General features: G+C 69.6%; 24 protein-coding genes. 6 read left to right on the top strand and 18 right to left on the bottom strand.

Features of this window, described 5'->3' with window-relative positions:
• Window positions 1-12: 12 nt before the first annotated feature.
• The 3 genes from AC3RXZ_RS07090 to AC3RXZ_RS07080 all read right to left on the bottom strand — a co-directional run bounded on the left by AC3RXZ_RS07090 (window position 13) and on the right by AC3RXZ_RS07080 (window position 3,777).
• Window positions 13-963 (bottom strand): ABC transporter permease, encoded by a 951-nt coding sequence (locus tag AC3RXZ_RS07090; protein WP_243233366.1) that lies wholly within the window; start codon window positions 961-963, stop codon window positions 13-15.
• Window positions 960-1,964, bottom strand: coding sequence for an ABC transporter permease (locus AC3RXZ_RS07085; RefSeq protein ID WP_243233368.1), 1,005 nt, complete (start codon window positions 1,962-1,964; stop codon window positions 960-962). Before AC3RXZ_RS07085 ends, AC3RXZ_RS07090 begins: the two co-directional genes overlap by 4 nt.
• 139 nt (window positions 1,965-2,103) lie before the next feature.
• On the bottom strand, window positions 2,104-3,777 hold the full coding sequence (locus tag AC3RXZ_RS07080) for an ABC transporter substrate-binding protein (protein ID WP_491493562.1): 1,674 nt from the start codon (window positions 3,775-3,777) through the stop codon (window positions 2,104-2,106).
• 187 nt (window positions 3,778-3,964) lie between these two features.
• On the opposite strand from AC3RXZ_RS07080, the gene AC3RXZ_RS07075 reads away from it, so the two are divergent.
• Window positions 3,965-4,849: a TIGR01777 family oxidoreductase gene (locus AC3RXZ_RS07075; RefSeq protein ID WP_243233373.1), complete on the top strand. Its 885-nt coding sequence runs from the start codon at window positions 3,965-3,967 to the stop codon at window positions 4,847-4,849.
• A gap of 498 nt (window positions 4,850-5,347) precedes the next feature.
• On the opposite strand, the gene AC3RXZ_RS07070 is transcribed toward AC3RXZ_RS07075, so the two are convergent.
• From AC3RXZ_RS07070 to AC3RXZ_RS07055, 4 genes are read right to left on the bottom strand one after another with little or no spacing between them, the layout of a single operon-like run.
• Window positions 5,348-6,814, bottom strand: coding sequence for a glycoside hydrolase family 3 protein (locus tag AC3RXZ_RS07070; RefSeq protein ID WP_491493561.1), 1,467 nt, complete (start codon window positions 6,812-6,814; stop codon window positions 5,348-5,350).
• The gene (locus AC3RXZ_RS07065; protein ID WP_243233377.1) at window positions 6,811-7,644 is read right to left on the bottom strand and encodes a carbohydrate ABC transporter permease; all 834 of its coding nucleotides are present in this window, start codon (window positions 7,642-7,644) and stop codon (window positions 6,811-6,813) included. Before AC3RXZ_RS07065 ends, AC3RXZ_RS07070 begins: the two co-directional genes overlap by 4 nt.
• Entirely contained in the window at window positions 7,641-8,618 is a 978-nt protein-coding gene (locus AC3RXZ_RS07060; protein ID WP_243233378.1) for a carbohydrate ABC transporter permease, read from the bottom strand. The genes AC3RXZ_RS07065 and AC3RXZ_RS07060 overlap by 4 nt, the downstream gene beginning before the upstream one ends.
• 24 nt (window positions 8,619-8,642) lie before the next feature.
• Entirely contained in the window at window positions 8,643-9,932 is a 1,290-nt protein-coding gene (locus tag AC3RXZ_RS07055) for a sugar ABC transporter substrate-binding protein (RefSeq protein WP_491493560.1), read from the bottom strand.
• A 138-nt stretch (window positions 9,933-10,070) separates the two neighbouring features.
• On the opposite strand from AC3RXZ_RS07055, the gene AC3RXZ_RS07050 reads away from it, so the two are divergent.
• The 3 genes from AC3RXZ_RS07050 to AC3RXZ_RS07040 all read left to right on the top strand — a co-directional run bounded on the left by AC3RXZ_RS07050 (window position 10,071) and on the right by AC3RXZ_RS07040 (window position 12,106).
• Window positions 10,071-10,931: a spermidine synthase gene (locus tag AC3RXZ_RS07050; RefSeq protein ID WP_491493559.1), complete on the top strand. Its 861-nt coding sequence runs from the start codon at window positions 10,071-10,073 to the stop codon at window positions 10,929-10,931.
• A 113-nt stretch (window positions 10,932-11,044) separates the two neighbouring features.
• The gene (locus AC3RXZ_RS07045; protein WP_491493558.1) at window positions 11,045-11,572 is read left to right on the top strand and encodes a hypothetical protein; all 528 of its coding nucleotides are present in this window, start codon (window positions 11,045-11,047) and stop codon (window positions 11,570-11,572) included.
• 45 nt (window positions 11,573-11,617) lie between these two features.
• Complete coding sequence (locus tag AC3RXZ_RS07040; protein WP_243233382.1) at window positions 11,618-12,106, top strand: SprT-like domain-containing protein; 489 nt, start codon at window positions 11,618-11,620, stop codon at window positions 12,104-12,106.
• Window positions 12,107-12,196: 90 nt separating this feature from the next.
• On the opposite strand, the gene AC3RXZ_RS07035 is transcribed toward AC3RXZ_RS07040, so the two are convergent.
• From AC3RXZ_RS07035 to AC3RXZ_RS07000, 8 genes are all read right to left on the bottom strand, one after another.
• Window positions 12,197-12,862 (bottom strand): 2-phosphosulfolactate phosphatase, encoded by a 666-nt coding sequence (locus AC3RXZ_RS07035; RefSeq protein WP_243233383.1) that lies wholly within the window; start codon window positions 12,860-12,862, stop codon window positions 12,197-12,199.
• Window positions 12,863-12,984: 122 nt separating this feature from the next.
• A complete protein-coding gene (locus tag AC3RXZ_RS07030; protein ID WP_243233384.1) occupies window positions 12,985-14,445 on the bottom strand; it encodes an ABC transporter permease in 1,461 nt (486 codons plus the stop codon).
• Window positions 14,442-15,203 carry an ABC transporter ATP-binding protein gene (locus tag AC3RXZ_RS07025; RefSeq protein ID WP_243233386.1) on the bottom strand — a complete coding sequence of 254 codons (762 nt, stop codon included), beginning with the start codon at window positions 15,201-15,203 and terminating at the stop codon, window positions 14,442-14,444. The genes AC3RXZ_RS07030 and AC3RXZ_RS07025 overlap by 4 nt, the downstream gene beginning before the upstream one ends.
• 115 nt (window positions 15,204-15,318) lie before the next feature.
• Entirely contained in the window at window positions 15,319-15,954 is a 636-nt protein-coding gene (locus AC3RXZ_RS07020) for a response regulator (protein WP_243233387.1), read from the bottom strand.
• The gene (locus tag AC3RXZ_RS07015) at window positions 15,951-17,186 is read right to left on the bottom strand and encodes a sensor histidine kinase (protein WP_491493557.1); all 1,236 of its coding nucleotides are present in this window, start codon (window positions 17,184-17,186) and stop codon (window positions 15,951-15,953) included. The genes AC3RXZ_RS07020 and AC3RXZ_RS07015 overlap by 4 nt, the downstream gene beginning before the upstream one ends.
• A gap of 50 nt (window positions 17,187-17,236) precedes the next feature.
• Complete coding sequence (locus tag AC3RXZ_RS07010) at window positions 17,237-18,028, bottom strand: class I SAM-dependent methyltransferase (protein WP_491493556.1); 792 nt, start codon at window positions 18,026-18,028, stop codon at window positions 17,237-17,239.
• A 19-nt stretch (window positions 18,029-18,047) separates the two neighbouring features.
• The gene (locus AC3RXZ_RS07005) at window positions 18,048-19,190 is read right to left on the bottom strand and encodes an AMP-binding protein (RefSeq protein ID WP_491493555.1); all 1,143 of its coding nucleotides are present in this window, start codon (window positions 19,188-19,190) and stop codon (window positions 18,048-18,050) included.
• Between the two features lie 10 nt (window positions 19,191-19,200).
• Window positions 19,201-20,124 (bottom strand): 1,4-dihydroxy-2-naphthoyl-CoA synthase, encoded by a 924-nt coding sequence (locus AC3RXZ_RS07000; RefSeq protein ID WP_243233395.1) that lies wholly within the window; start codon window positions 20,122-20,124, stop codon window positions 19,201-19,203.
• Window positions 20,125-20,311: 187 nt separating this feature from the next.
• On the opposite strand from AC3RXZ_RS07000, the gene AC3RXZ_RS06995 reads away from it, so the two are divergent.
• Window positions 20,312-21,445, top strand: coding sequence for a Fic family protein (locus tag AC3RXZ_RS06995; protein WP_243233398.1), 1,134 nt, complete (start codon window positions 20,312-20,314; stop codon window positions 21,443-21,445).
• Between the two features lie 69 nt (window positions 21,446-21,514).
• On the opposite strand, the gene AC3RXZ_RS06990 is transcribed toward AC3RXZ_RS06995, so the two are convergent.
• Together AC3RXZ_RS06990 and AC3RXZ_RS06985 are read right to left on the bottom strand one after the other, a co-directional pair.
• Window positions 21,515-22,498 carry a permease prefix domain 1-containing protein gene (locus AC3RXZ_RS06990; protein ID WP_491493554.1) on the bottom strand — a complete coding sequence of 328 codons (984 nt, stop codon included), beginning with the start codon at window positions 22,496-22,498 and terminating at the stop codon, window positions 21,515-21,517.
• A 1-nt stretch (window position 22,499) separates the two neighbouring features.
• Complete coding sequence (locus AC3RXZ_RS06985) at window positions 22,500-22,832, bottom strand: PadR family transcriptional regulator (protein WP_243233474.1); 333 nt, start codon at window positions 22,830-22,832, stop codon at window positions 22,500-22,502.
• Window positions 22,833-22,911: 79 nt separating this feature from the next.
• Here AC3RXZ_RS06985 and AC3RXZ_RS06980 point away from each other — a divergent pair, with 79 nt between their 5' ends.
• Window positions 22,912-23,916, top strand: a complete 1,005-nt coding sequence (locus AC3RXZ_RS06980) for an o-succinylbenzoate synthase (protein WP_243233408.1) — start codon at window positions 22,912-22,914, stop codon at window positions 23,914-23,916.
• Here AC3RXZ_RS06980 and AC3RXZ_RS06975 read toward each other — a convergent pair.
• The gene (locus tag AC3RXZ_RS06975) at window positions 23,897-24,526 is read right to left on the bottom strand and encodes a TetR/AcrR family transcriptional regulator (protein WP_243233411.1); all 630 of its coding nucleotides are present in this window, start codon (window positions 24,524-24,526) and stop codon (window positions 23,897-23,899) included. The genes AC3RXZ_RS06980 and AC3RXZ_RS06975 overlap by 20 nt on opposite strands.
• Window positions 24,527-24,576 lie beyond the last annotated feature (50 nt).

The following is a 24,576-nucleotide window of genomic DNA, read 5'->3' as shown; positions in this document are numbered from 1 at the left end:
CCTCCATCGCGATCACCGTGCCCTCGTCCGCGGATCCATCGCCTCGCGCAGCGCCTCACCGAAGAGCGTGAAGCCCAGAGCGGTCACGGCGATACAGATGCCGGGGAAGAACGCCAGCCAGGGCGCGATGGCGAGCTCCGCCTGTGCGTAGGTCAGCATCCGGCCCCATTCGGCGGTCTCGGGGCGACCCCCGCCGAGACCGAGGAACGACAGCGCCGCGGCGTCGATGACGGCGGTCGCGAGGGTCAGCGTGCCCTGCACGATGACCGGGCCGATCGCGTTCGGGAGCACGTGCGACATCGTGATCCGGCCGCGTCCGAGGCCCAGTGTCTGCGCCGACAGCACGTAGTCGCTCGAGCGCTGCTGCAGCATCGACGCGCGCAGCAGTCGTGCGAAGATCGGCACCTGCGAAGCTCCGATCGCGATCATGACCGCGTACGGAGTCTGGCCCAGGATCGCCGCGATCGACACGGCCAGCAGCAGGTTCGGCACGGACAGGATGATGTCCACGATGCGCATGATCAGGGTGTCCACCCAGCCGCCGAACGTGCCGGCGATGAGTCCGAGCAGCATCCCGCCCACCAGGCCGAGCGCGGTCGAGACCACACCGACCAGAAGCGAGGCCTGCGCACCCCAGATCAGCTTGGACAGCACGTCCCCGCCGAACCGGTCCAAGCCCAGCGGGAACTGCGCCAGCTCCCCCGGGCCGGGGATATGGGTGGGCGTGATGTACTTCGCGCCGGGCAGCGCCGTCTCGGGATACGGGGCGATGACGGGTGCGAGGAACGCAATGAGCAGGAACACGAACACGATCGCAGCGCCGATCCACGCCGTGGGATTGCGGCGCAGCCGGCGGAAGACGTCCTGCCAGAATCCACCGCTGCTCTTCAGGCCCTCCTGGGCGACGGCGACGGTGTCGATGATCCCGGCGCCCTGCGCCGGAGGGAGGATGGGGGAAGTCATTGGACCCTCACTCTCGGGTCGATCACGCTGTAGGAGACGTCCACCGCGAGGTTGATGAGCGCGTACGCGATCGCGATGAAGATGATGAATCCCTGCAGCACCGGGAAGTCACGGGTGAAGATGGCCCGGGCCAGGAACGAGCCGATCCCCGGGAAGGCGAACACGGTCTCGGTGAGCACCGCGCCCGCGATGAGCAGCCCGGCCTGCAGGCCGATCGTCGTGATGACCGGCAGCATGGCGTTGCGCAGGATGAACCTGCTGCGCAGGGTCCCCGGGGCGACGCCCTTGGCGCGGCCGGTACGCACGTAATCGGCGTTCTGCACTTCGAGCACGCTCGCCCTGGTGATGCGGACGATGATCGCGAGCGGGATCGTGCCGAGCGCGAGCGCGGGAAGGATGAGGTGCAGGATGGCGTCCCACGCGGCATCCAGCTCCCCCGTGATGATGCCGTCCCACACGTAGAAGCCGGTGGGGTGCGTGGCGTCGATGCGCGGGTTCTGCCTGCCGTCCGCCGGAAGCCACCCCAGCTGGACGGCGAAGACGTACTTCAGGATGAACGCGAGGAAGAACACCGGGATCGTGATACCGACCAGGCTCAGCACGACGGACGCGTGATCCGTGAACCTGCCGTGCCGCCTCGCGGCCCAGTAGCCGAGCGGGATGCCGATGCCGATCGCGATGATCAGGGCCGCCACGGACAGCTCGAGCGTCGCGGGGAACCGTCGCATGAACTCCTCGACGACCGGACGGTTCGTCTGGATCGACGTGCCGAAGTCGCCCTGCAGGAGTCGGCCGATCCAGGTGAAGTACTGCTGGATCAGGGGTTGGTCGAAGCCGTAGAGCTCGTTGACCCGCTCGATCGCCTCGGGCGTGGCCTTCTCGCCGAGGAGGGCCACGGCGGGTCCGCCGGGGAGGGCTCTGACCCAGGCGAAGAGCAGGATGCTCAGGCCGAAGAGAGTGGGGATGAGAAGCAGCAGTCGCCTGCCGATGGTGCGCAGCACGGATAGGTCTCCGGTTCGGTCCCTCGTTCGTCGAACGAGGAGCGGAGCAGGTCGGAACGCCGCCCGTCGGAGACGGCGTTTCGACTCGTCGCTCCGCTCCTCGCTCAACGAGCGGAAATGATCACGACGTGCGGAACGATCACTCGGTGAGGACGATGTCCGTGAAGACCTCGTCGTTCACCGGGCTGGCCGGATAGCTCTCGACGCGCGGGTCGAACGCGAGCGTCGGCGCCGGGTGAGCGAGCGGGACCCCGGGGATGAACTGCGCGACATCCTCGTTGATCTCCTCATAGAGCGCCGACTGCTCCTCGAGGTCGGAGACGCCCCGTGCCTCGGCGAGCTTCTGGAACAGCTCCGGGTTGTCGAAGCCCCACTCCGAGCTCTGAGCGCCGAAGAACACGCCGACGAAGTTGTCGGTGTCGTTGTAGTCACCGGTCCAGCCCAGCAGGTGGATGCCGTGATCCGCCGTGCCGGTGGTGCGGTCGAGGTACTCCACCCACTCCTCGGAGACCGGCGTCGTCTCGACGCCGACCTCGGCGAGCTGGGAGGAGAGCACGGTGAAGATCTGCTCGGGGTCCGGCATGTACGGCCGCGAGACGTTGACCGGGTAGTTGAACGTCAGCTTCAGCGGATTCGCCTCGGTGTAACCGGCATCGGCCAGCAGCTCCTTGGCCTTCTCGGGGTCGTAGTCGTAGGTGGTGACATCCGGGTTGTAGCCGTTGACGCTGTCCGGCATGAACTCGATCGCCTTCTCGGTTCCCTCGGGGAGCACCTGCGAGATGAGCGCGTCCTTGTCGATCGCGTGCGACAGCGCCTGACGCACGGTGATGTCCTGCAGCTCGGGGATCGCCTGGTTGAACGCCAGGTACAGGATCGTGAACGGCGGACGCGGGACCATCGTGAACCCGTCCTCCTCGAGGGCGGCGGTGTCGGCGGGGCCGACCAGGTCGTAGCCGTCGATGTCGCCCGCCTCGAGGGACTGGCGGCGCGCGGTCGGGTCGTCGATCGTGCGGAAGATGATCTCCTCGATCTGGCCGGGGTCGCCCCAGTAGTCCTGGTACGCGGTCAGGGTGACCTGCTCGCCCGGAGCCCACTCCTCGAACTGGTACGGGCCGGTGCCCGCGGGATGGCCCATCGCGTATTCGGACATCTGCGGCGCCTCAGCGGAACCGCCGACCTCGTCCGCGTTGTACTCGCTCATCGCCGTCGGGCTCTGCATCGAGAACGCGGGCAGCGACAGCGCGGGGATGAACCCGGCGAACGGCTTGTTCAGCGTGACGGTCGCGGTGTACTCGTCGTCGGCCGAGCAGGACTTGTACACGGCGTTCTCGGGACTGTCCTTGTACCCGTGGAACAGCTTGTTGTAGTAGTACCCAAACGCCTCGCTCGCGGCGAGACCCGTCCAGTTGTACCAGCGGTCGAAGTTCGCGCAGACGGCCTCGGCGTTGAACGGAGTGCCGTCGTGGAAGGTCACGCCCTCCTTCAGCGTGAACGTGTGGCTCATGCCGTCCGGCGCCGAGTCCCACTCCTCGGCGAGAAGGGGTGCCGGATCGGCCGTTCCGGGCTCCGTGCCGACGAGGCCCTCGAAGATCTGCCGGGAGACGCGGAAGGTCTCTCCGTCCTGCGCGAAGGCGGGATCGAGGCTGGCCGGGTCCGAGGATGCCGCGAAGATGAACGTCGTGTCGACCTCGCCGGATCCTTCACCGGAGTCGTCGCCGCGCTCGCTGGCGACGCATCCGGCCAGGAGCAGTGCTGCGACTGCCGTGCCGGTCACGGCGAGGATTCCCCGCCGTCGCAGAGGTGTCTGGTGCATGGGTGATGCCCTTCCCTGTATAGCGCTTCGTTGCGCGCACCGGGAGCGTCGTCGCTTCCGGATACGGTGATCCCTCGACGCTACCCAGCCCGCACCAGGAATCCAATCCCACACGCATTGCGATCCGGTATCGGCTGTGTAACGACCGCGGCACGAGGGCCTCACTCCGGTGGCGTAGGTTCGATCCATGCGGATCCTCCTCGTCGGCGCGTCGGGCCTGATCGGCTCGGCCGTCGCGGCACGGGCCGGCGGCGTCCACGAGGTGCGCGCGCTGGTGCGGCGCGATCCGGTGGACGCGAGCGAGCACCGCTGGGATGCCTCGGCCCGGACCGCCCCGGCGGAGCCGATCGCGTGGGCGGACGCCGTGATCAGCCTGTCGGGGGCAAGCCTGTCGCGCCTGCCCTGGACCGCCCGCTACCGCGCGGAGATCCTCCGCAGCCGTGTCGCGGCGACCAGCGCGATCGCGCGGGCGATCGCCGGCTCGGAGGCGCCGCCGGACGCGTGGGTGTCGGCATCCGCCGTCGGGATCTACGGCGATCGCCCCGGCGAGGTGGTGACCGAGGATGCCATGCCGGGGACGGGATTCCTCGCCGACGTCGTCGGCGCGTGGGAGAGCGCTGCGGATCCCGCCCGTCCGCGCACGCGCGTCGTGCACGCCCGCACGGGTCTGGTGCTCGCCTCGGGCGGGGCGCTCACGCCGCTGATGCTCACGACGAGGCTCGGCCTGGGCGCGACCATCGGCGGCGGCAGCCAGCACTGGCCGTGGATCTCCCTCGAGGACGAGGCCGCCGCCCTGCTGCATCTGGCCACCGCATCCGCGCTGGACGGCCCGGTGAACCTGGTCGGCCCGGCGCCGGCGACGTCACGAGACATCACGCGGGGTCTCGCGCGGGTCCTGCACCGGCCTCATCTCTTCCGGCTCCCCGCGTTCGCCCTGCGCGCGGGCATGGGTATTGCCGCGGACGAGCTTCTGCTCGCCGACCAGCAGGCGGTCCCGGAACGGCTGATCCGGGACGGCTTCGCCTTCCGTCACGCGACGCCGGATGCCGCGCTCCGCGCGCTCGTCCGTTGAGCGACGGGGTTGCCCCTCTCTCGTTCCCCGGACCGCACCGCGTTTCGACTCGCTGCGCTCGCTCAACGAACGAAAATGGGCGTTCGACTCGCGACGGGGGGAACGGCCGTCCCTTCCCTCGCTCGTTGAGCGACGAGCGCCGCCCCATCCCCGTTCGTTGAGCGACGAGCGCAGCGAGGAGTCGAAACGCAGTCTCCGACGGACCACCGCGCTTCGACTCGCTTCGCTCGCTCAACGAACGAGATGATGGCCGACTCGCGAACGGACCGCCCCATCCCCGTTCGTTGAGCGACGAGCGCAGCGAGGAGTCGAAACGCAGTACCCGACGAACGAACGAAAGGGGGCCGGCTCGCGAACGGACCGCCCCCTCCCCGCTCGTTGAGCGACGAGCGCAGCGAGGAGTCGAAACGCAGTGTCCCGACGGACCACCCGGTTTCGACTCGCTTCGCCCGCTCAACGAACGAAAACGGGCTCGCTCAACGAACGAAACGGGGCGGGTCAGGCCGTCAGGAGTTCACGCGCGACCTCGGCGGAGATCCGGCTCGCGGCCGCCGCGTCGATGAACGGCAACGGCAGCTCGCCCCGGACGGGGAGGCCGACGTTCACCACGACGGCACCGGAATCGCGAGCCGCGACGTGCTCGATGAGCGCGCGCTGAGCCGGTTCCACCTCGGGCCGGTCGACGAGCAGCACCAGCCGGCCACCGGCCGCCCGTGCGGCCTCGAGCGCCGCGTCCCGCTCAGCCTCCGACGCCCGGTCGACGTCCAGACGCGCGCGGAAGCCGTCACCGGCGAGAGCAGCCGCGACATATCCGGCCGCGCTGTCGACCGCGAGGGTCGATCGACGTCGAGCGTCCACGACGGACAGTGCGGATGCCGCGGCATCCGGCTCTCCGACGACGCGCAGCGCGCGACGCACGATGGCGGCGGCGTCGTACGTCCCCTGTGCCACGGGCTCCGCCGCGCGCAGCTTCCCCGCCAATGCCCGCACGCGGTCGCGCGCCTGCTCGACCCGCTCACGCGGCAGCGACCCGTCGCGCAGAGCCGCCACGATGGCCTCGCGGGCGGTGAAGAAGTCGCGCTCGTCCTGATCGGGCAACGCGGCGGCGCCGGGGTTGGTGGGGTTGCCGATGCACAGCAGATCCGCGCCGGCGGCCAGCGCCTGCACCGCTCCCCCGCCGATCCCCACGCTCTCGCGGACGGCAGCCATGTCCAGGGCATCGGTGATGATGACCCCCTCGAATCCGAGGTCCCGCAGCCGTCCGAGCACGTCCGGGTTCAGGGTCGCCGGCTTCGCCCCCCATGCCGGGACCACGATGTGCGCGGTCATGACGGTGTCGACACCGGCGGCGATCGCCGCACGGAACGGCTCCAGGTGCACCGCCTCGATCTCGGCGGGATCCAGGGTGATCTCCGGAAGCGCGTGGTGCGAATCCAGGTGGGTGTCGCCATGGCCCGGGAAGTGCTTGACGCAGGCGGCGACGCCGCCGGTCTGGAGTCCATCGACCATCGCCGCGACATGCCGGGACACGAGCGCGGGGTCCGCTCCGAACGAGCGCACTCCGATCACCGGGTTGCGCGGGTCCGTGTTGACGTCGGCGACCGGCCCCAGCACGACATCGATGCCCGTCTCGCGCGCCCGACGCGCCAGCTCCACCCCCGTCGCGCGGCTCGCCTCGACGTCGTCGACGGCGCCGAGCTGAGCGGCCCCGGGAAGCGTCGAACCGGTCGCCGATTCGAGCCGGGTGACGCTGCCGCCCTCCTCATCGATGCCGATGAGGGCGTCCGGGTTGGCGGCGCGCAGCGCCGCGCTCAGTTCGGGCAGCCGCTCGGACATGTTCTGTCCGAAGTACACCACTCCGGCCAGCCCCTCGCGCAGCTCCGCGAGGAGCCATTCCGGCGCCTCGGTGCCGAAGAACCCCGGCCAGAGGACCGCGTTGGCGAGGCGGGTGAGCTCGTCCGTCATCCCTTCACGGCCCCCGAGACGAGACCGGCGGACAGCCGTCGCTGCACGATGACGAAGAAGATCATGACCGGGATCGTGATGATCGTGGACGCCGCCATGATGCTGCCCCAGTCGTTCGAGTGCAGGCCGAAGAACGACTTCAGACCGATCGCGACGGTGTACTGGTCGGTCGCGCCGCCGAGCATCGTCATCGCGAAGATGAACTCGTTCCAGGCCGTGATGAAGCTGAACACGCTCGTCGCGACGAGGCCCGGCATCACCAGCGGCAGTAGCACGGAGCGGAACATCCGCCACCAGCTCGCGCCGTCGATGTAGGCCGCCTCCTCGAGCTCCACCGGGACGGCAGCGACGAATCCGCGCAGCATCCAGATGCCGAAGGCGAGCGACAGCGCGATGTACACGATGACGAGGCCGAGCAGCGTGTTGAGCAGACCGAAGCTCTTCACCTGGAGGAACAGCGGGATGACCAGAGCCTCGAGCGGCACCATCTGCACCACGAGGATCATCATGAGGATCGTGGTGCGGAACTTGAAGCGGAAGCGCGCGACGGCGACGGCCGCGAGCAGGCAGACCAGAGCGCTGACGAGCACCGTGGCGATCGCCACGATGGCCGAGTTGCGCAGGTAGACGCCGAAGCCGCCGTCGGTGAGCACGTAGGCGAAGTTGTCCCAGGTGAACTCCTGCGGCAGGAACGACTGACCGCCGCTGGACGCCTTCGCGTCGAACGCGCTGGAGATCATCCAGTACACCGGGAACAGGGTGAACAGCAGCACGGCCGCGACGGCGACGCCGATGCCGATGCGGGACAGGACGGACGGACGGGTGCTCACAGTTCGTCCTCCTTCATGAGCGAGCGGATGTACACGATCGTGATCCCGATGAGCACGAGCGTGAGCAGCACGGCGAGAGCCGCACCGAAGCCGTAGCGGTTCTGTCCGAACGACTCGACGTAGGACCACACGCCGAGGTTCAGCACGGACCGGTTCGAACCGGAGCCTCCGGGCATCAGGTAGACCTGCGCGAAGACCTTGAAGTCCCAGATCGTGGACAGGATGATCACGACGGAGAACACCGGGCGCAGCGTCGGGAAGATGATCTGCCAGAAGCGGCGCCACGCGCCGGCGCCGTCGAGGGCCGCCGCCTCGAGCATCTCCTTGGAGACGCCGAGGAGCCCCGCGAGCACGGTGACCGCGACGAACGGGAAGCCGTGGTGCACCACGTTCAGCAGCACGATGGCGTAGAACGACCACTGGTTCGTGAACCAGTTGACCGGTCCGTCGATGAGGCCGAGCTCGAGGAGCATGGCGTTGAAGATGCCGTGGTCGGCATCGAAGATGAAGGTCCAGACGTACGTCCCGGTCACCGCGGGCATGGCCCAGGCGATCATGATGCAGCTGGAGACGATGGTGCGCCACACGGTCCCGAGACGCGCGAGGAGCAGGGCGACGAGCGTGCCGAGGGCGACGGTGGCGAACACCGCGACCGCGGCGAACCCGACCGTGTTCGGCAGCACGACCGTCCACAGCGTGGAGTTGGTCACGGCCTCCACGTAGTTGTCGAACCCGATGAAGTTCGACTCGCCGGTGTTGATCTCACGGAGACCGTAGTCCTGCAGCGAGTACAGGAAGACCTGCACCAGCGGCCACAGCATGAGTCCCGCGAGGAGGATCAGACCGGGGGCCAGCAGGACCCACGGTCGCGCCTTCGCCCAGGTGAGGACTCGGCCCTTTCGGCCTCCGGCCACGGAGGCGGGGGTGTTCCCCGCCTCCGTGGTGGTCGGCACTGGTGCTTGCACCATCGACATGAAGGAATACTTCCTTAGCGTTGCTTACTGGTTGAGCAGCTCGGTCATCTCGGCTGCGGCGTCCTCCGTCGCGGTCGCGACGTCCTTCTGCCCGCTGAGGATCGACTGCATCATGGCGTTGGTCGTCTTCTTGGCCTGCACCGCGCCGAAGTTCGGCGTGACCGGCACGGATGCTCCGCCTTCGACCATCTGCTGGGCGAACGGGGCGACGAGCGGGTCGGTCGAGGCCAGGGCCTCCTCCATCGCGGACTGGACACCCGGGAAGTACCCGGTCTCATCCGCCCACTTCTCGGCGAACTCGCCCGTGGTCATCAGCTCGACGAGCTGCCAGGCCAGGTCGGCGTTCTCGGTGTTGTTGAAGATCGACAGGTGCGATCCGCCGAGCACCGACGGCGCGATGCCGCCGTCCTTGCCGGGGATGACCGCGGCGCCGAGCTTGCCCTCGAGGTCGGGGTTGGCCTCGATGATCGCGTTCGGGGTCCAGGAGCCCGAGAGCATCATCGCGACGTTGCCGGCGACGAACGCGTCACGCAGGTCCGTCTCCTTCCACGTGGTGGCACCGGCCGACGAGAAGCCGTGCTTCGTGGCCAGGTCGGTGTAGAACTGGATGCCCTCCTGGGACTCCGCGCTGTCCAGCTCGCTGGTCCAGGTGTCACCGTCCTGCGTGGCGATCTCGCCATCCGCGCCCCAGACCCACGGGTAGACCTGGAACTCGGCGTCGCCCGGGACCGGGAACGGCATGATCTCGGGGTGCGCGGCCTTGATGGCCTCGCCCGCCGCGATGATGTCATCCCACGTCTTCGGAGCCTCGAGCCCGAGCTCCTCGAAGATGTCGGCGCGGTAGATGATCGAGCGGACGCCGGCGTACCACGGCATGCCGTACAGCTCCTCCTCGTACGTTCCGGCGACCTCGAGGCCCTCGACGAGGTCGTCGCGCAGGCCGTCCTCGCCGTCCACGTACTCGTCGATCGGCAGCAGCGCGCCGGCGTCGGCGAACTCGGCAGTCCAGGTCGTGCCGGTCTCGGCGATGTCAGGCGTGGTGCCGCCGGCGATCGAGGTCACGAAGCGGTCGTGGGCGTCGGCCCACTGCACCTCTTCGAACTCGACGTCCGCGCCGGTCTGGTCCTTGAACTCCGCCGCCACCTCGTCGAGGAACGCGGTCGAGTCGGGGTTGGTGCCCTGCATGATCCAGACGGTGAGGGTCTTGCCCTCGCCATCGGCGCCACCGCCGTTGCCGCTGTCGCCGGAGCAGGCTGCCAGCCCCAGCGTCGCCGTGACGCCGAGCGCCACGAGGGGAAGAATGCGCTTCTTCATCGGGTGAATCTCCTCATTGAAAACGTTCCTCGTCACGCAGGGATGCATGCCGATCAGGAAAAAGTATTCACGACTAACAAACTCCCTGCAACTTCTGGCCAGGATCGTCATCCAGCCGTAACACGTACGCTGGGGGCCATGGGACGGTCACGCGCACGGGATGCCGAGCACCCCAGCGCCCGGCTCGACCACGGTGGGATCGCTTCCATCGTCCCGAGCGAGTTCACCAGCGGATTCGAGCTGGTGGTCGACGGGACTCCGCAGTCTCACGTGGATCTCGACGACCCGACGCATCTGCACTTCGAGTACATCGTCCGCATGGGCGCGGTGATCGACCAGTTGCCGGGGACGGCCCTCACGGCCGTGCACCTGGGTGCCGGAGCACTGACGATCCCGCGCTACGTCGAAGCGACCCGTCCAGGATCCCGCCAGCAGGTCATCGAGCTCGAGGCGCCACTGGCCGCACTCGTCCGGGAACATCTGCCGCTGCCGCGCGGAGCCGCCATCCGCATCCGCATCGGCGACGCCCGCGAGGGCGTGACCCGGCTCCCGTCCGCACTGGCCGGCGCGTGCGACCTCGTCGTCTCCGACGTCTACTCCGGCGCCCAGACGCCCGCGCACCTGACCAGCGTCGAGTTCTACCGAGAGCTGGCGCAGCTGCTCGCCCCCGCCGGAGTGCTGCTCGTCAACGTCGCCGACGGCCCAGGGCTGGCCTTCGCGCGCCGCCAGGTCGCCACGATCTCCGCCGTCCTCCCCGAGGTGGCGGTGCTCGCGGACACCCAGGTACTCAAAGGCCGTCGGTTCGGGAACCTCGTGATCGCGGCATCCGCCTCTCCCCTGCCGACCGACTGGCTGCCCCGGATGCTGGCAGCCGGCCCGCATCCGGCCAAGATCGCGCAGGGCGCCGAGGTGGCGTCGTTCGCGCAGGGCGCCCGGATCGTGACGGATGCCGACGCCAGCGCCTCCCCGAAGCCGGACGCGTCGATCTTCCTGCGCTGAGCGTCCGATCGCTGTCCCGGCATCCGGATCCGGCGGTCCGGGGCGTGCCGCCTCAGCCCCGCGCGCCCCGGAGGGCAGACTGGATGCCGGGCGCTGCGGAAGGGAGAGAGCACATGAGTTACATCCGGGGTTACGACTCCGAGACCCTCCGGGAACTGGTCGACACGGCCGAGTGCGCCCGTCGTCTCGAAGAGATCGAGGCGCAGCGGAGCCTGCCGGCGATGCTCGAGCGGGTGTGGCTGCTGAAGGTGCTCGACCGGCTGGACGATGCGCTCGCGCTGTCCGAGGAGACCGTGCGCCAGGCGAGGATGGCCGGCACCCGCAAGGACGTGCTGCGCGCCCGGGTGCTGCACGCCACGATCCTGCAGTACCGCGGCGCGCATGCCGCCGCCGATCAGGAGCTCGCGACCTGCGCCGACGAGGCGGAAGGACAGCGCTGGGCGTCGATCGCCGCGTTCGCGCACCAGCACCGCGGCAAGAACGCCTTCGACGCCGGCGAGTTCGAGCAGGCCAAGGAGAGCTTCAAGCGCGCGCTGTTCCTGCGGCGCGAGACCGGGGCCGAGGATCGCGACCTCGAGACCGTGCTCCTGGCGATCGAGACCGTCGAGCGCCATCGGGTGGAGGCTCCGGTCGCCAGCTGAGGTGTCGCCGGTGCCGATGTCGCCGGGGTGATCTAGCCTGAGCGTATGGCGGATTTGGACCGTGTGCGCATCTGGGGCGAGGCGCTCATCCGGATGCATCTGGACGACGGCTGGACGTTCGCGTTCGACAACGCGAAGCGACGCGCCGGCCAGTGCGACTACCGCACCCAGCGGATCTCCGTGTCCCGCTATCTCGCTGCCCGGTTCGACGACGACGAGATCCATCAGGTGCTGCTGCACGAGGTCGCGCACGCCCTGGCCGGACACCAGGCCGGTCACGGCGCGACCTGGAAGCGCATCGCCCGCGATCTCGGCTACGTCGGCGGGACGACGCATCACGGCGAGACGGCGACCGAGCTCGCGCCGTGGGTGGGCCGCTGCCCGGCGGGGCACGTGACGTACCGCCACCGCCGCCCCTCGCGCGCGACCAGCTGCGCGAAGTGCTCCCGCAACTACGACGCGCGGTTCCAGTTCGAATGGACGCGGCGCGAGATCACGGCCGCGACGCGGCTCGCCGCGCAGACCCCGCGCTGAGCCACGGATCCGCTCAGCGGGTTCTGCGCCATTTCTCTGAGTCTGCGTCTGTTGTCCTCTGGCGCATTCGCCGAGAGGCGTCGCAGAACGTCAGCGCGCGAACGCGACGAAGCGACCGTCGACGAGCGTCGGGACGAGGTCGATCGCGTCCAGTTCGGCGGCAGCGGCGGTCGTGACGGGCGCGATGCCGGACGCCTCCATGCGCGCCGTCGACGCGACGCCGTCCACGAGCTCGCGCCCGGACCCGGATGCCGAGAGCAGGTGCCGCAGCGCACGCCGGAGCCCGCGCGCCGATTCCGCGGCGACGGCCGCTTCGGGCGAGGTGTGATCGATACCGAGGTCGCCGAGCGCCGCGATGATCGCCCCCGCGCCGAGCTGGTCCTCGACCGCGAAGCGCAGGCCGCCGTCGGGCGTGACCTCCCCCGCCGCGATCACCGCCACCGAGGTGCGCCGCTGTCGCCGATCCTGGATCGCCATGACGGCGCGGGCGACGGCCGAGGCGTTGCGCAGGCCGCCGACGAGCACCGTGGCGGAGTCCGCGGCGGCACTCGCCACAACAGCGGCGCCGTTGGACGACCATGTCATCGCATCCGCGAGCTGCACCTCGACGCCGGCTGCCACGACGTCCGGGAGCGTCGAGGAGAATCGGAGCACATCGACCACGACCACGACATCGGCCGCAGCCAACCGGGCGAGACCGGGGAGGCCCCACTCGAAGCGGACCTGGTAGGTGGACTGGTCGAACGGCTGCGGCATCCCTCCACCCTATTGCCGCCCATTGCCGCAGCTGCCGCGAGACTTGCTTTGTGAGGTGAGACCGACCTTGGCGGGCCAAGTCTCACCCCGCAAAGCAAGTCTCGCGGAGGGGAACGCGAGCGTCAGTCGACGGCCAGAGCCTCCACCGGCGCGACCCGCGTCGCGAGGCGCGTCGGCGTCGCGGCTGCGACCAGCGTGAGGACGGCCGTCGCGACCACGATCACGACCACGGGGATCCACGGCACGGCGGGGGCGACGAGGCCCGCGGTCTCCTCGAACGCGGGAGGCATGCGCACCGAGCCGAGAAGAGACTGCGCCGCGATCCATCCGTAGGCCACACCGAGCACGAGGCCCGTGACGGTAGCCGTGACGGTGATGTGCAGCGCCTCGAGCAGGATCATGCGGCGCACCTGCCGATTCGACAGCCCGATGGCCCGCAACAGGCCGAGCTCGCGACGGCGCTGGACGACGCCGATCGTCAGCAGGTTCACCAGACCCACGGCCGCGATCACGGCCGAGATGCCGACGAGCACCATCATCACGGCGGCGAAGCTGTCCATGATGAGCGAGAACTGCGCGTCGAGCTCGCCGCCGGCGGCCTTCGTCAGCAGCGCCTTCACGGACTCCAGCGCGACTGCGAACATCGTCACGAGCGTCACGCCCATCACGACGCCGATCGCCATACGGCTGGAGCGCTCCGGGTAGCGCAGCGCGTTCTCCGCCGCGAGCCGCGCGGTCGCCGACGAGCCGAACAGCCTCCCGACGAGCCGCAGCACCGGCGGCATGACGAGCACGGCGGCGAGCGACAGACCGGTGAACGAGAGCAGCCCGCCGAAGAACGCCACGATGACCCCGAGCGGGGTGACCAGGCCGACGAGCACGCCGAACACGAGCAGCGCGACACCGAGGATCAGCAGGATCAGGGCGCCGACGTGCCGCGCGGGGCGCGCCACGGCATCCTCATGGGTCCGTTCGACCGAACCGCCGATCGCCTGCAGCGGCGTGACGGCGAGCACGCGGCGCGACCCCGCCCAGGCCGCGGCCCAGGTCGTCAACGCGACGCCGACGGCCGGGACGACGATCGCGGGCTGCGCGAGCGAGAACTCCGGCAGCTGTCCCAGCATCCGGTCGGCCAGGACCAGTCCGAGCACCGAGATGAGGGTGCCGGCCGCCACACCGACGAGGGCGCCGATGATGCCCACCGCGAGCCCTTGCCGCGCGACCTCCGCACGCTGCGACCGGGACGTGCTTCCGATCAGCCGCAGCAGCGCGATCCGACGCGTGCGCCCAGCGATGATGGTCGAGAACGTGTTGGCCGTGACGATCGCCGCGACGTAGAGAGCGACGCCGATGAGCAGCACGCTGAGGATCGAAACGACGACGGCGAGGGTCCCGCTGTCGCCGATGTACGGATCGGCCTTGAGCATGACGCCGATGTACGCGGTGGCCTCGACCAGCACGACGCCGAACGCGGACGCCAGTCCCGCCACGAGGATGCTGGCCCCCATCCCGCGGTCCCGCAGCCAGCCCAGACGCGGGCCGGTCCTGGCGGTGTCGGCGATGGCCGCCGCGACGGCGCTCACGCCGCCACCTCCGCGGCGAGCATGTAGGCCGCGATCTGCTCAGCGCTCTGCTGCGGGTGGTCGGCGACGATGCGTCCGTCTCCGAGGTAGAGCACGCGGTCGGCGTGGCTCGCGGCGATCGCGTCATGCGTGACCATCGCGATCGACTGCCCGTGCTCGCGGCTGGCGTCCGACAGCAGCTGCAGCACCTCGCGCCCCGTCTTCGAGTCGAGGTTGCCGGTCGGCTCGTCGGCGAAGACGAGGTCGGGGGCCGTGGCCAGGGCGCGCGCGATCGCGACACGCTGCTGCTGTCCGCCGGACAGCTGGTGCGGACGATGACGCAGCCGCGAGGACAGCCCCAGCGTCTGGATCAGCCCATCGATGCGAGCGCGCTCGATGGCACTGGGACGCCGGCCGTCGAGCTCGAACGGCAGCATGATGTTGCCGAGAGCGTCGAGCGTCGGGACGAGGTTGAAGGCCTGGAAGATGAAGCCCACGCGGCGCCGACGCAGGATGGTCAGCTCGAGGTCGCCGAGTCCGGTGATCTCGGTGTCGCCGATCCAGGCACGCCCCTCGGTCGGGGCGTCGAGACCGGCCATGATGTGCATGAGGGTCGACTTGCCGGATCCGGACGGCCCCATGATCGCGGTGAACTGGCCGCGGCGGATGCCGACGCTCACGCCGTCGAGCGCGTGGACCGCGGCATCGCCGGAGCCGTAGGACTTCTTCAGGTGCTGGACGCGGGCGGCGAGCCCGAGGTCGGTGGTCGTGATCTCCATGCCTTCGACGTTATTTCCCGGCCCCCTGGCGGCACATCGCCCGCCGGGAGCATCCGCGTACATCCCGAGGATGACTTCCCGGAGCGGATCCTGCACCGCAGGGCTGTGCGCTGAGTCAGGCCAGTCCGTGCTCGAAGGCGAAGACGACCAGCTGAACGCGGTCGCGCAGCCCCAGCTTGGTGAGGATGCGGCTGATGTGCGTCTTGACGGTCGCCTCGCTGAGGAACTCCCGCGCCGCGATCTCGGCGTTGGAGAGCCCGCGGGCCGCGAGCGCGAAGATCTCGCGTTCGCGTTCGGTCAACTCGCCGAAGGATGCCGGCACCGGCGTCGCCTCCTGCGCGAAATGCGCGAACAGATCCCGCGTCGCCGCGGCGGCGATGACGCTGGAACCGGCGTGAACGGTGCGGATCGCGGCGAGCAGGAACTCCGGGTCGGCGTCCTTCAGCAGGAACCCGCTCGCACCTTGGCGGATGGCCCGTGCGGCGGCCTCGTCGAGGTCGAAGGTCGTGAGCATGACGACCTTGGGCGGATCCGGCTGCGCGAGCAGCTCACCGGTGGCGGTGAGGCCGTCCATGACCGGCATCCGGATGTCCATCAGGACGACGTCCGGACGCGTCGCCGAGATGACCGCGAGCGCCTCGCGACCGTCGCCCGCCTCCGCGGCGACCTCGAGGTCGGGCTGCGAGTCGATGAGCATGCGGATGCCGGCGCGGAACAGCGCCTGATCGTCGACGAGCACGACGCGGATCATGCGTCTCCCTCCGCGGCGCCGGGTGCGCCGCTCTCATCCCGCCCGGTGCCGCCCGTCCCGATCGGTAAGCGCGCCCGGACCACGAAGAGCCCGCCCTCGCGTTCGGCCCGCAGGACGCCGCCGACCAGCTGCGCGCGCTCGCGCATGCCGATGATGCCGTGGCCGCCGCCGCCGAGGTTCTGACCGCTCGGCGCTCCGGCCACGTTCGCGATCGTGAGGTCGACGCGGTCCGGATGCCAGGCGAGGTGGATCTCGACGGAGCTCCCGTCTCCGTGCCTGAGCGCGTTCGTGAGCGCCTCCTGGAGGATCCGGTACACCGCGAGCTGGATGGCTCCCGGCGGCTCTCCCGGTGGCATCGGGTCGACGGTGACGCGAGGTTCGATGCCCGCCTGCCTGACCTGCGCGAACAGCGTCTCGAGGTCGGCGAGGGTCGGCTGCGGTCCGTCGCCCTGACGGTGGCGCAGCTGGGTGAGCAGCATCCGTACGTCCGACAGCGCGCCGCGCGCGGTCTGCGCGATGGTCGTCAGGGCGGCGGGTGCGGCATCCGGGTCCACGGCCGAGGCGTAGCGCGCACCGTCCGCCTGTGCGATCACGACCGCGAGGGAGTGCGCGACGATGTCGTGCATGTCCCTGGCGATGCGCACGCGCTCCTGCTCCTCCGCGGTCGCCGCCTCGGCCCGCATCTGCTCGACGCGGATGCGGCGGGCGCGCAGCACCATGCGCCAGCCGAAGCCGCCCACCCAGGCGAAGCCGAGGGCCAGCACCGACACGAGCACGAGCAGGGTCGCCGCGGCGAAGGTGATGCCGAATCCGCCCGACGAGGCGTTGTTGACCAGCGAGATGTACACGCCCGCGACGACGGCGCCCGCGCCCGCGGAGATGAGTCCCGCCCACATCACGCGACGCGACCCCCACGCCGCCGTCGCGTACAGCACCATCAGGATCGCGACGTTGAACGGCAGCGGCGACAGCCCCGCCGCCATCTGCACGAGCGCCCCGATCCAGGCCACCGTCAGCGCGATCCCGGGGGCGAGCCGGCCGACCGCGACGGCTCCGCACTGGATCGCTCCCGCGAGGACGGTCGCCGCGATGCCCGCCGCCTCGGAGATGCCGATGAAGGTGAGACTCCCCGGCGCGTAGAACACCAGCGACATCGGCGTCAGCGTCAGGAACAGCAGAACGGCCCCGAGGATGTCGAGGACGAGTGCGGTGCGGGACAGCGGACGGATCACCCTCTCACGCTACGCGAGGGGGCGATGCGGCGCGTCCGTCTGCAGATGTATCAGGCCCGCGCGATGATCTCGCCGTGCGGCACCAGGAACCAGCCGTCCTCGGCGGCGGCCCACTCCCGCCAGCCCGCGCTCAGGCGAGCGAGGTCGGAGCGGGTGGCCAGTCCCGTGTCCACAGCCTGGCGGGCGAGCGCGGATTCCACGATGCGGTCGGCCCACATGCCGCCCCACCACGCGCGCTCCTCCGGAGTCGCGTAGCACCAGGTGGAAGCCGTCGCCGTGACGTCCTGGAATCCCGCCGCCTTGGCCCAGGACAGCAGCCGTCGGCCGGCGTCCGGCTCTCCCCCGTTCGCGCGGGCCGCGTCGCGATAGAGCTGCAGCCATTCGTCCAGCTCCGGGATCAGCGGGAACCACAGGAACCCGGCGTAGTCCGCATCGCGCGCGGCGACGACACCACCGGGCTTCGCGACGCGACGCATCTCGCGCAGCGCCGCGACCGGATCGGCCACGTGCTGGAGCACCTGATGGGCGTGCACGATGTCGAACGAATCGTCGGCGAAGCTCAGCGCATGAGCGTCCTCGACCGAGAAGTCCAGGTTGGTGAGGCCCCGCGCGGCCGCTTCCCGCCGCGACAGCTCCAGCTCGGCATCCCCGATCTCAGTCGCCGTGACGCGCGCGACGTGCTCGGCGAACTCGGCGGTGATCGTGCCCGGCCCGGCACCGACGTCGAGGAGCACGGCATCCGGGTGAAGGAACGGGCGCAGATACTCCGCCGAGTTCGCGATCGTCCGGTTGCTGTGGGAGCGCAGCACCGATTCGTGATGTCCGTGGGTGTAGGTCGCCATGCCCTCAGTCTGGCGGGTCTCAGCGCAGTTGCGCGGCCAGACGGGAGATCGCGTCGCGGTCGGGCTTGCCGCTGGGCAGCGTGGAGAGCTCGTCGACGAGGATGAGCCGAGCGGGCCGGGCATGCTTGCCGATCTCCTCGGCGACGGCGGTGCGGGCGTGCTCGAGCTGCTCTGCTTCGCTGCGTCGCAGCGCTTCGCCGCGCACGGCGACGATGACGGATGCTTCGCCCCACCGCTCGTCGTCGACGCCGACCACGACGGCCGATGTCAGGCCGGGTACCCGTCGGACGATGCGTTCGACGCGGTCGAGCGAGACGTTGATGCCGCCCGAGACGATGACGTTGTCGGCGCGGCCGTGCACGCGCACCACGCCGTCCTCGACGATGCCGAGGTCGCCGGTGCGGTACCAGCGGATGCCGCGGTCGTCGCGGTGGAAGATGCGATCGGTGAGCGCCGGGTCGCCGAGGTACCCGTCCGCGAGCACGGGGCCGGCGATGCGCAGTTCGCCGTCGACGGCGCGCACGGTCACGGTGTCCAGCGGGATGCCGTCGTAGACGCATCCGCCGCTCGTCTCCGTGGACCCGTAGGTGCGCACGATCCGCAGGCCTGCCTCGTCCGCCCGCTCGCGCAGGACGTCCGGCAGCGCCTGCCCGCCGACGAGGATCGCGCGGAAGGTCCCGAGCGCGGCGCGCACACCCGGCTCGTCGATCGCGTCCAGGAGGCTCGCGACCTGCGCGGGGACCAGCGAGGTGTACATCGCCTCATCGGTCGAGCGCACATTCGACAGCACAGCCTCGGCGAAGGAGGTCGGGGAGAATCCGTCGGACAGCACGACCGGCTGCGTACCCGCCAGGATGGATCGCACGAGGACCTGGAGTCCTGCGACGTATCCCGCCGGCAGGGCGAGCAGCCAGCGCCCGGTGCCGATGCGCGCGCCGGTCGCCTCGGCGCTGGCGCGCAGGGCGTCCGCGCTGAGCACGACCCGCTTCGGGATGCCGGTCGATCCGGACGTCCCGATGACCACCACCGTGCCCTCCGGCACGGCCTCCGGCTCCCCGCCGAGCAGACCGAGCCCTAGAGCCGGCCCGCCGTCGAGCGCTGCGCGCAGCTGATCCCGAAGGATCAGGGGGTCGTCCGCGGAACTCGTGATCAGCCGTGCCATGGGTCTGCGCTCAGAAATGCCAGGGGAAGGAGCTCCAGTCCGGAGCGCGCTTCTCGAGGAAGGAGTCCCGTCCCTCGACCGCTTCGTCGGTGCCGTAGGCCAGGCGCGTCGCCTCGCCGGCGAACACCTGCTGGCCGACCATCCCGTCGTCGACCGCGTTGAAGGCGAACTTGAGCATCCGGATGGCGGTCGGTGACTTGGTGAGCACTGTCCGCGCCATGGCCAGAGCCTCGCGCTCGAGCTCGGCGTGCGGGACGACACGGTTGACGGCGCCCATCTCATACGCGCGCTGCGCGGAGTACTCCTCGGCGAGGAAGAACACCTCGCGCGCGAACTTCTGTCCGGTCTGGCGCGCCATGTACGCCGATCCGTATCCGGCGTCGAAGCTGCCGACGTCGGCGTCCGTCTGCTTGAACCTGCCGTGCTCGGCACTCGCGATCGTCAGGTCGCACACGACGTGCAGCGAGTGGCCCCCGCCGGCCGCCCACCCCGGTACGACCGCGATCACGACCTTCGGCATGAAGCGGATCAGGCGCTGCACCTCGAGGATGTGCAGACGTCCGGCGCGGGCCGGATCCGCCACCTCGGTCGCGGATTCGGAGTACTTGTAGCCGTCGCGACCGCGGATGCGCTGGTCGCCGCCCGAGCAGAACGCCCAGCCGCCGTCCTTGGGGCTCGGCCCGTTGCCGGTCAGCAGGACGGCGCCGATCTTCGGGTCCTGACGCGCGACGTCCAGCGCCCGGTACAACTCGTCGACCGTGTGCGGGCGGAAGGCGTTGCGCACCTCCGGTCGGTCGAACGCGATGCGCGCGACGCCGCCGTCCACCGAGACATGAGCCGTGATGTCGGTGTAAGCCTCGGCGCCGGGGGCGAGCACCCACTCGGCGGGGTCGAACAGGTCGGAGACGAACGCATTGTGCACGTCTACGAGCATATTCCGCGTCGGCAGGGAGTAGAAAGCAAGTCGGCCGCCTTGGACCTGCAAGTCTCTCAGACCCTGTGCGCAACTAGTTGGGGCTTGTCATATGCGAGAAGGAGCTTCTTTTCGGGTGTATGTACACCTAGACTGCAAATAATCGAGGAAATGACTGCAATTTCTCACGCATCCAGGAGCAAGGACCATGACCGACCTCTACCGGTTGCCGCCTCTCGCTTTCGACTCGGATCTCGTCGCCACCCTGTTCGAGATCGAACGGCTGCGCGCCGACATCGGAACGGGAACCACCCCACGCGACACGTACGCAGAACTGCATCGCCTATTCGATACCGTCATGAGTGTGGTATCCGCCCGCATTGAGGGCAACCATACGACCGTCTACGAGGCCATCGATCTTGTCGACGGGATTGAGGATCCGCTCACTGAGCAGCTGCGCGAGATCGCGAACATCACCGAAGTCGCTCGACACTTGGACGAGCTTGATCCGGCCGAACCGCTCACGCACGGACTCATCCGCGATCTCCACGCCCGCACGGTCCAAGGACTCTCGCGCGAAGGTGATCCGACCCCCGGCGCCTACCGGAACCAGGACGTCGCCATCACCGGTTCCGCTCACCGGCCACCGCCCTGGGTGACCGTTCATGCTGAGATGTCGTCTCTGCTCGAGTTCGCGAACGCGGAGCGCCCGCTTCATGAGCAGATGATGCAGATCGCTCTCTCGCATCATCGCTTCGTCTGGATCCACCCGTTCCGCAATGGAAACGGTCGCGTCTCCCGCCTGTTCACGTACGCCATGCTGCGGCGGACGATCTTCGCCACTCGGGGGTTCAGCGCGCTGAACCCCACAGCCGTCTTCGGCAACGACCGCGCTGCATACATCGCCGCGTTGGAAGCGGCAGACGCACTCGATGACGAAGGGACGATCGCCTGGGCTTCCTTCTTCGCGAAGGGGATCCGGGAGGACATCACTCGTCTGATCCGACTTCAAGATCGCGAGTATGTCATCGATGCACTCGTGGGCCCGGCGTTGGCGCGCCTCGCCCGCGACGGACAGATCACGACCAGCGAGCATCGAGCGCTGAATGAAGTCCTGAACCGCGGGACGGTGAAGGCCGGGGACCTCGCGGAGGTGCTGCTCGGCACAGCCTCGCAGCGCTCCCGCATCATTCGCGACCTTCTGGACCGACAACTTCTTCAGCATTCCGTCGAGGGTCCGCGGTTCTACCGACTCGCGTTGTCTCGCGGCCCTTTGGCACCGCGCCTCATCCGTCAGCTCGACGCGCTGGGCTATCTGCCGAAGATGCTCTCCGACGATTGAGCCGAACGCGGAGTTCCCCGGGGAGCATGCCCGCTCCCCGGGGAACCGCTGCAGGATCCTGCGCAGCGATCAGGCCCGCACCGCGCGGCGGGCCTTCCGCCAGCCGTCGATGATGTCCCAGATGACTCCCGCTCCGATGCCGAAGCCCACGAGCACAGCGAGGATGCGGAAGATGCCGCCGTTGCCGGCCGCCTCGGCGTCACCCGCCGCGAAGCCTTCGCCTCCGGCCTGGACGATGTGCGCCAGGAACTCCGGGTTGATGAGGTCTCCGGAGATCAGCGGGATCAGCACCCACGCCGCGAAGGCGAGAGCGAGCACGGTGTTCACGACGGCGAGCGCCGTCGTCCACCCGCGCCGGAAGATCACGACCGCGAAGACCGCCTCGAAAGCGATCAGGACGAACAGGGCACCGATCCACCACGGCCACAGCGCGGGGTCAAGGATCGGGATCGGCTCGCCTCCGGTGGGGAAGAACCCGCGCACGCGATCCCAGATCACCGCCACGACGGCGATGCCGAGGAAGACGAGGGAGGCGATCAGCTCGCTGCGGCCGGCCCCGCCCTCCTGGATCTCCGGCAGTTGATCGACGTCCCACTTCGCGCCCGTGTCGGCGCCGGTGCGCTCCAGCACGGCGAACACGAGCGTCGTCCAGAAGCCGATGTGGACCATCACGGTGATCCCGACGGACACCGCCTGCCCGATCGTCTCGCCGACGCCGGCCCCGGACAGCAGCAGCCCGAGGACCAGGGCGCCGACGACGCTGACCGGCACGATCCACAGCAGCAGCTTCAGCAGCCGCCACCAGGTGAGGTAGTACTTCGGGCCGATCAGGTGCAGCGAGCGGTCGGCGTAACCGGCGGCCAGGATGCCGGGGTCGCCGAGCTCGGTCAGCACGGCCCGTTCGGCCTCCGCCGGATCCTCGCCCTGCTCGACGCGCGCTTCGACGGCGTCGGCGATGGAGGCCTCGAGTTCGGCGCGCACGTCGCCCTGAGTCTCAGGTGTGAGGCTCCGGATCGTCGCGGAGATGTAGCGTTCGGTCAGTGTGGCGGTCATGTCAGTGCTCCTCTTCGGTGAGCGAGGCGATCGCTCCGGTGAGCGCGCGCCATTCGTCTGTGAGTGTGTCGGCGAGGCGGATGCCCGCCTCGGAGGTGCGGTAGAACTTCCGGGGCCTGGCCTCTTCGGTGTTCCACTCGCTCGTGAGGTATCCCTGCTTCTCCAGCCGTCGCAGCAGGGGATACAGCGTGTTGGCGTCGGTCGCGAAGCCGTGCGCCTCGAGCTGCTCCAGGAGGCTGTAGCCGTAGCCGGCCTCCCGCAGCAGCTGCAGGCACGCGAGCACGATCGTGCCGCGCCGCAGCTCCTGCAGATGTGTGTCGAACGTCTCGTCCATGTCCGCCACTTTACTGTGCGTCACACACTATTGTCAATCGCACATTTATGTAGGCTGACACCGAGAGCAGAATAGGGTCATGATCCCGGCGCTGGCAGACCTGCTCGACACGGCACGAGTGGTCGCGCTCCCCCTGGCGACGAGATTCCGCGGCGTCGACGTGCGCGAAGCCCTGCTGATCGAGGGCCCGAACGGCTGGGCGGAGTTCTCGCCGTTCGTCGAGTATCCGGATGCCGAGGCATCCACGTGGCTCGCCGCCGCGATCGACTTCGGCTGGTCAGCCCAGCCCGAAGCGCGCAGGAAGACCGTCCAGGTCAACGCGACCGTGCCCGCCGTGGCGGCCGCCCGGGTGGACGCGGTCCTCGCACGGTTCCCCGGGTGCCGCACCGCGAAGGTCAAGGTCGCCGAGTCCGGCCAGGTGCTCGCCGAGGACGTCGCGCGCGTGCGCGCGGTGCGTGAGGCGATGGGTCCGGAGGGGCGCATCCGCGTCGACGCCAACGGCGCCTGGAACGTCGACGAGGCCGAGCACGCGATCCACGCGCTGGCCCCGTTCGACCTGGAGTACGCGGAGCAGCCGTGCGGGAGCGTCGCGGAGCTCGCCGAACTGCGCCGTCGGGTGAAGTACATGGGGATCCCGATCGCCGCCGACGAGAGCGTGCGCAAGGCCGCGGACCCGCTCGCGGTGGCGCGGGCCGGAGCCGCCGACCTCGTGGTGATCAAGGCGCAGCCCCTGGGCGGCATCCGCCGCGCGCTCGACATCGTCGCCGAGGCCGGTCTCCCCGCGGTCGTCTCCAGCGCCCTGGACACCGCCGTCGGCCTGGCGCAGGGCGCGATGCTCGCGGCATCCCTCCCCGATCTCGAGCACGACTGCGGCCTCGGCACCGGCGCCCTGTTCACCGACGATGTCGCGGAGCTGATCCCCGTCGACGGAGCCGTCCCGGCCCACCGCGTCGTGCCTGATCCGGCGCGGCTCGACCGCCTGGCGGCCTCCGAGGACCGCCGGGACTGGTGGCTGGACCGCCTTTCCCGCTGCCATGCCGTGCTCTCGGAGAACGGCGTCCGCGCTACTCGGCCGGAGCGATGATCAGATCCACCAGCTGACCGAGCGCCTCGGCGCCGACATGATGCAGGCGATCGCCGTCCAGCCCTTCCATCGCGGCGCGAGCCATGCACCCCTCCCACTGCACCATGAGCATGCGCGCGGCAGAGGGCACGTCGATCCGCAGTGAGAAGAGCCCGGAGTCGATGATGCCCTGGATGATGCCCTCGATGCTCGCGACCATCGCACGGTCCTGCTCGACGTAGGCGCGCCCGAACGCCTCATCGCGCAGCGCGCGGATGCGGATCTCGCTCATCATCAGCACACCGAGGCGGTCGTCGAGACCGGAATCCATGATCTTCTGGACCAGCTCGGTCGGATCAGCGTCACCGGCGAGGACGCCGGAGGCCACGAACTCGTCGATACGCCCCCGCACAGAGGCGAGACGCTGCTCGGCCACCGTGGACGCCAGAGCCAGGAAGAGCTGGTCCTTGGACTCGAAGTTCGAGTAGAAGGCTCCGCGCGTGAAGCCGGCGCGCTCGCAGATCGCCTCCACGCTCGCTCCTTCGAGGCCCACCTCGGCGAACACCTGCGCCGCGGCATCCAGCAGGCGGGCACGCGTGTTCTCGCGACGTCGGGTCACCGGAATCGTCATCGAAGCCTCCTCCCCTCAACTCTCACACCCCGCGCACAGTTTCGCACCGC

Source organism: Microbacterium cucumeris (assembly GCF_058349845.2).
This window is presented reverse-complemented; position numbering and strand designations above follow the sequence as displayed.

What these genes read in the sequence shown, in the direction of transcription:
- AC3RXZ_RS07005 (WP_491493555.1), bottom strand. Translation starts at nt 19,190, where the DNA reads ATGGCACGGCTGATCACGAGTTCCGCGGACGACCCCCTGATCCTTCGG.
- AC3RXZ_RS06990 (WP_491493554.1), bottom strand. Translation starts at nt 22,498, where the DNA reads ATGACCGCCACACTGACCGAACGCTACATCTCCGCGACGATCCGGAGC.
- AC3RXZ_RS06980 (WP_243233408.1), top strand. Translation starts at nt 22,912, where the DNA reads ATGATCCCGGCGCTGGCAGACCTGCTCGACACGGCACGAGTGGTCGCG.
- AC3RXZ_RS07000 (WP_243233395.1), bottom strand. Translation starts at nt 20,124, where the DNA reads ATGCTCGTAGACGTGCACAATGCGTTCGTCTCCGACCTGTTCGACCCC.
- AC3RXZ_RS06975 (WP_243233411.1), bottom strand. Translation starts at nt 24,526, where the DNA reads ATGACGATTCCGGTGACCCGACGTCGCGAGAACACGCGTGCCCGCCTG.
- AC3RXZ_RS07045 (WP_491493558.1), top strand. Translation starts at nt 11,045, where the DNA reads ATGAGTTACATCCGGGGTTACGACTCCGAGACCCTCCGGGAACTGGTC.
- AC3RXZ_RS07070 (WP_491493561.1), bottom strand. Translation starts at nt 6,814, where the DNA reads ATGACGGACGAGCTCACCCGCCTCGCCAACGCGGTCCTCTGGCCGGGG.
- AC3RXZ_RS07060 (WP_243233378.1), bottom strand. Translation starts at nt 8,618, where the DNA reads ATGTCGATGGTGCAAGCACCAGTGCCGACCACCACGGAGGCGGGGAAC.
- AC3RXZ_RS06985 (WP_243233474.1), bottom strand. Translation starts at nt 22,832, where the DNA reads ATGGACGAGACGTTCGACACACATCTGCAGGAGCTGCGGCGCGGCACG.
- AC3RXZ_RS07020 (WP_243233387.1), bottom strand. Translation starts at nt 15,954, where the DNA reads ATGATCCGCGTCGTGCTCGTCGACGATCAGGCGCTGTTCCGCGCCGGC.
- AC3RXZ_RS07055 (WP_491493560.1), bottom strand. Translation starts at nt 9,932, where the DNA reads ATGAAGAAGCGCATTCTTCCCCTCGTGGCGCTCGGCGTCACGGCGACG.
- AC3RXZ_RS07040 (WP_243233382.1), top strand. Translation starts at nt 11,618, where the DNA reads ATGGCGGATTTGGACCGTGTGCGCATCTGGGGCGAGGCGCTCATCCGG.
- AC3RXZ_RS07035 (WP_243233383.1), bottom strand. Translation starts at nt 12,862, where the DNA reads ATGCCGCAGCCGTTCGACCAGTCCACCTACCAGGTCCGCTTCGAGTGG.
- AC3RXZ_RS07075 (WP_243233373.1), top strand. Translation starts at nt 3,965, where the DNA reads ATGCGGATCCTCCTCGTCGGCGCGTCGGGCCTGATCGGCTCGGCCGTC.
- AC3RXZ_RS07010 (WP_491493556.1), bottom strand. Translation starts at nt 18,028, where the DNA reads ATGGCGACCTACACCCACGGACATCACGAATCGGTGCTGCGCTCCCAC.
- AC3RXZ_RS07050 (WP_491493559.1), top strand. Translation starts at nt 10,071, where the DNA reads ATGGGACGGTCACGCGCACGGGATGCCGAGCACCCCAGCGCCCGGCTC.
- AC3RXZ_RS06995 (WP_243233398.1), top strand. Translation starts at nt 20,312, where the DNA reads ATGACCGACCTCTACCGGTTGCCGCCTCTCGCTTTCGACTCGGATCTC.
- AC3RXZ_RS07025 (WP_243233386.1), bottom strand. Translation starts at nt 15,203, where the DNA reads ATGGAGATCACGACCACCGACCTCGGGCTCGCCGCCCGCGTCCAGCAC.
- AC3RXZ_RS07080 (WP_491493562.1), bottom strand. Translation starts at nt 3,777, where the DNA reads ATGCACCAGACACCTCTGCGACGGCGGGGAATCCTCGCCGTGACCGGC.
- AC3RXZ_RS07090 (WP_243233366.1), bottom strand. Translation starts at nt 963, where the DNA reads ATGACTTCCCCCATCCTCCCTCCGGCGCAGGGCGCCGGGATCATCGAC.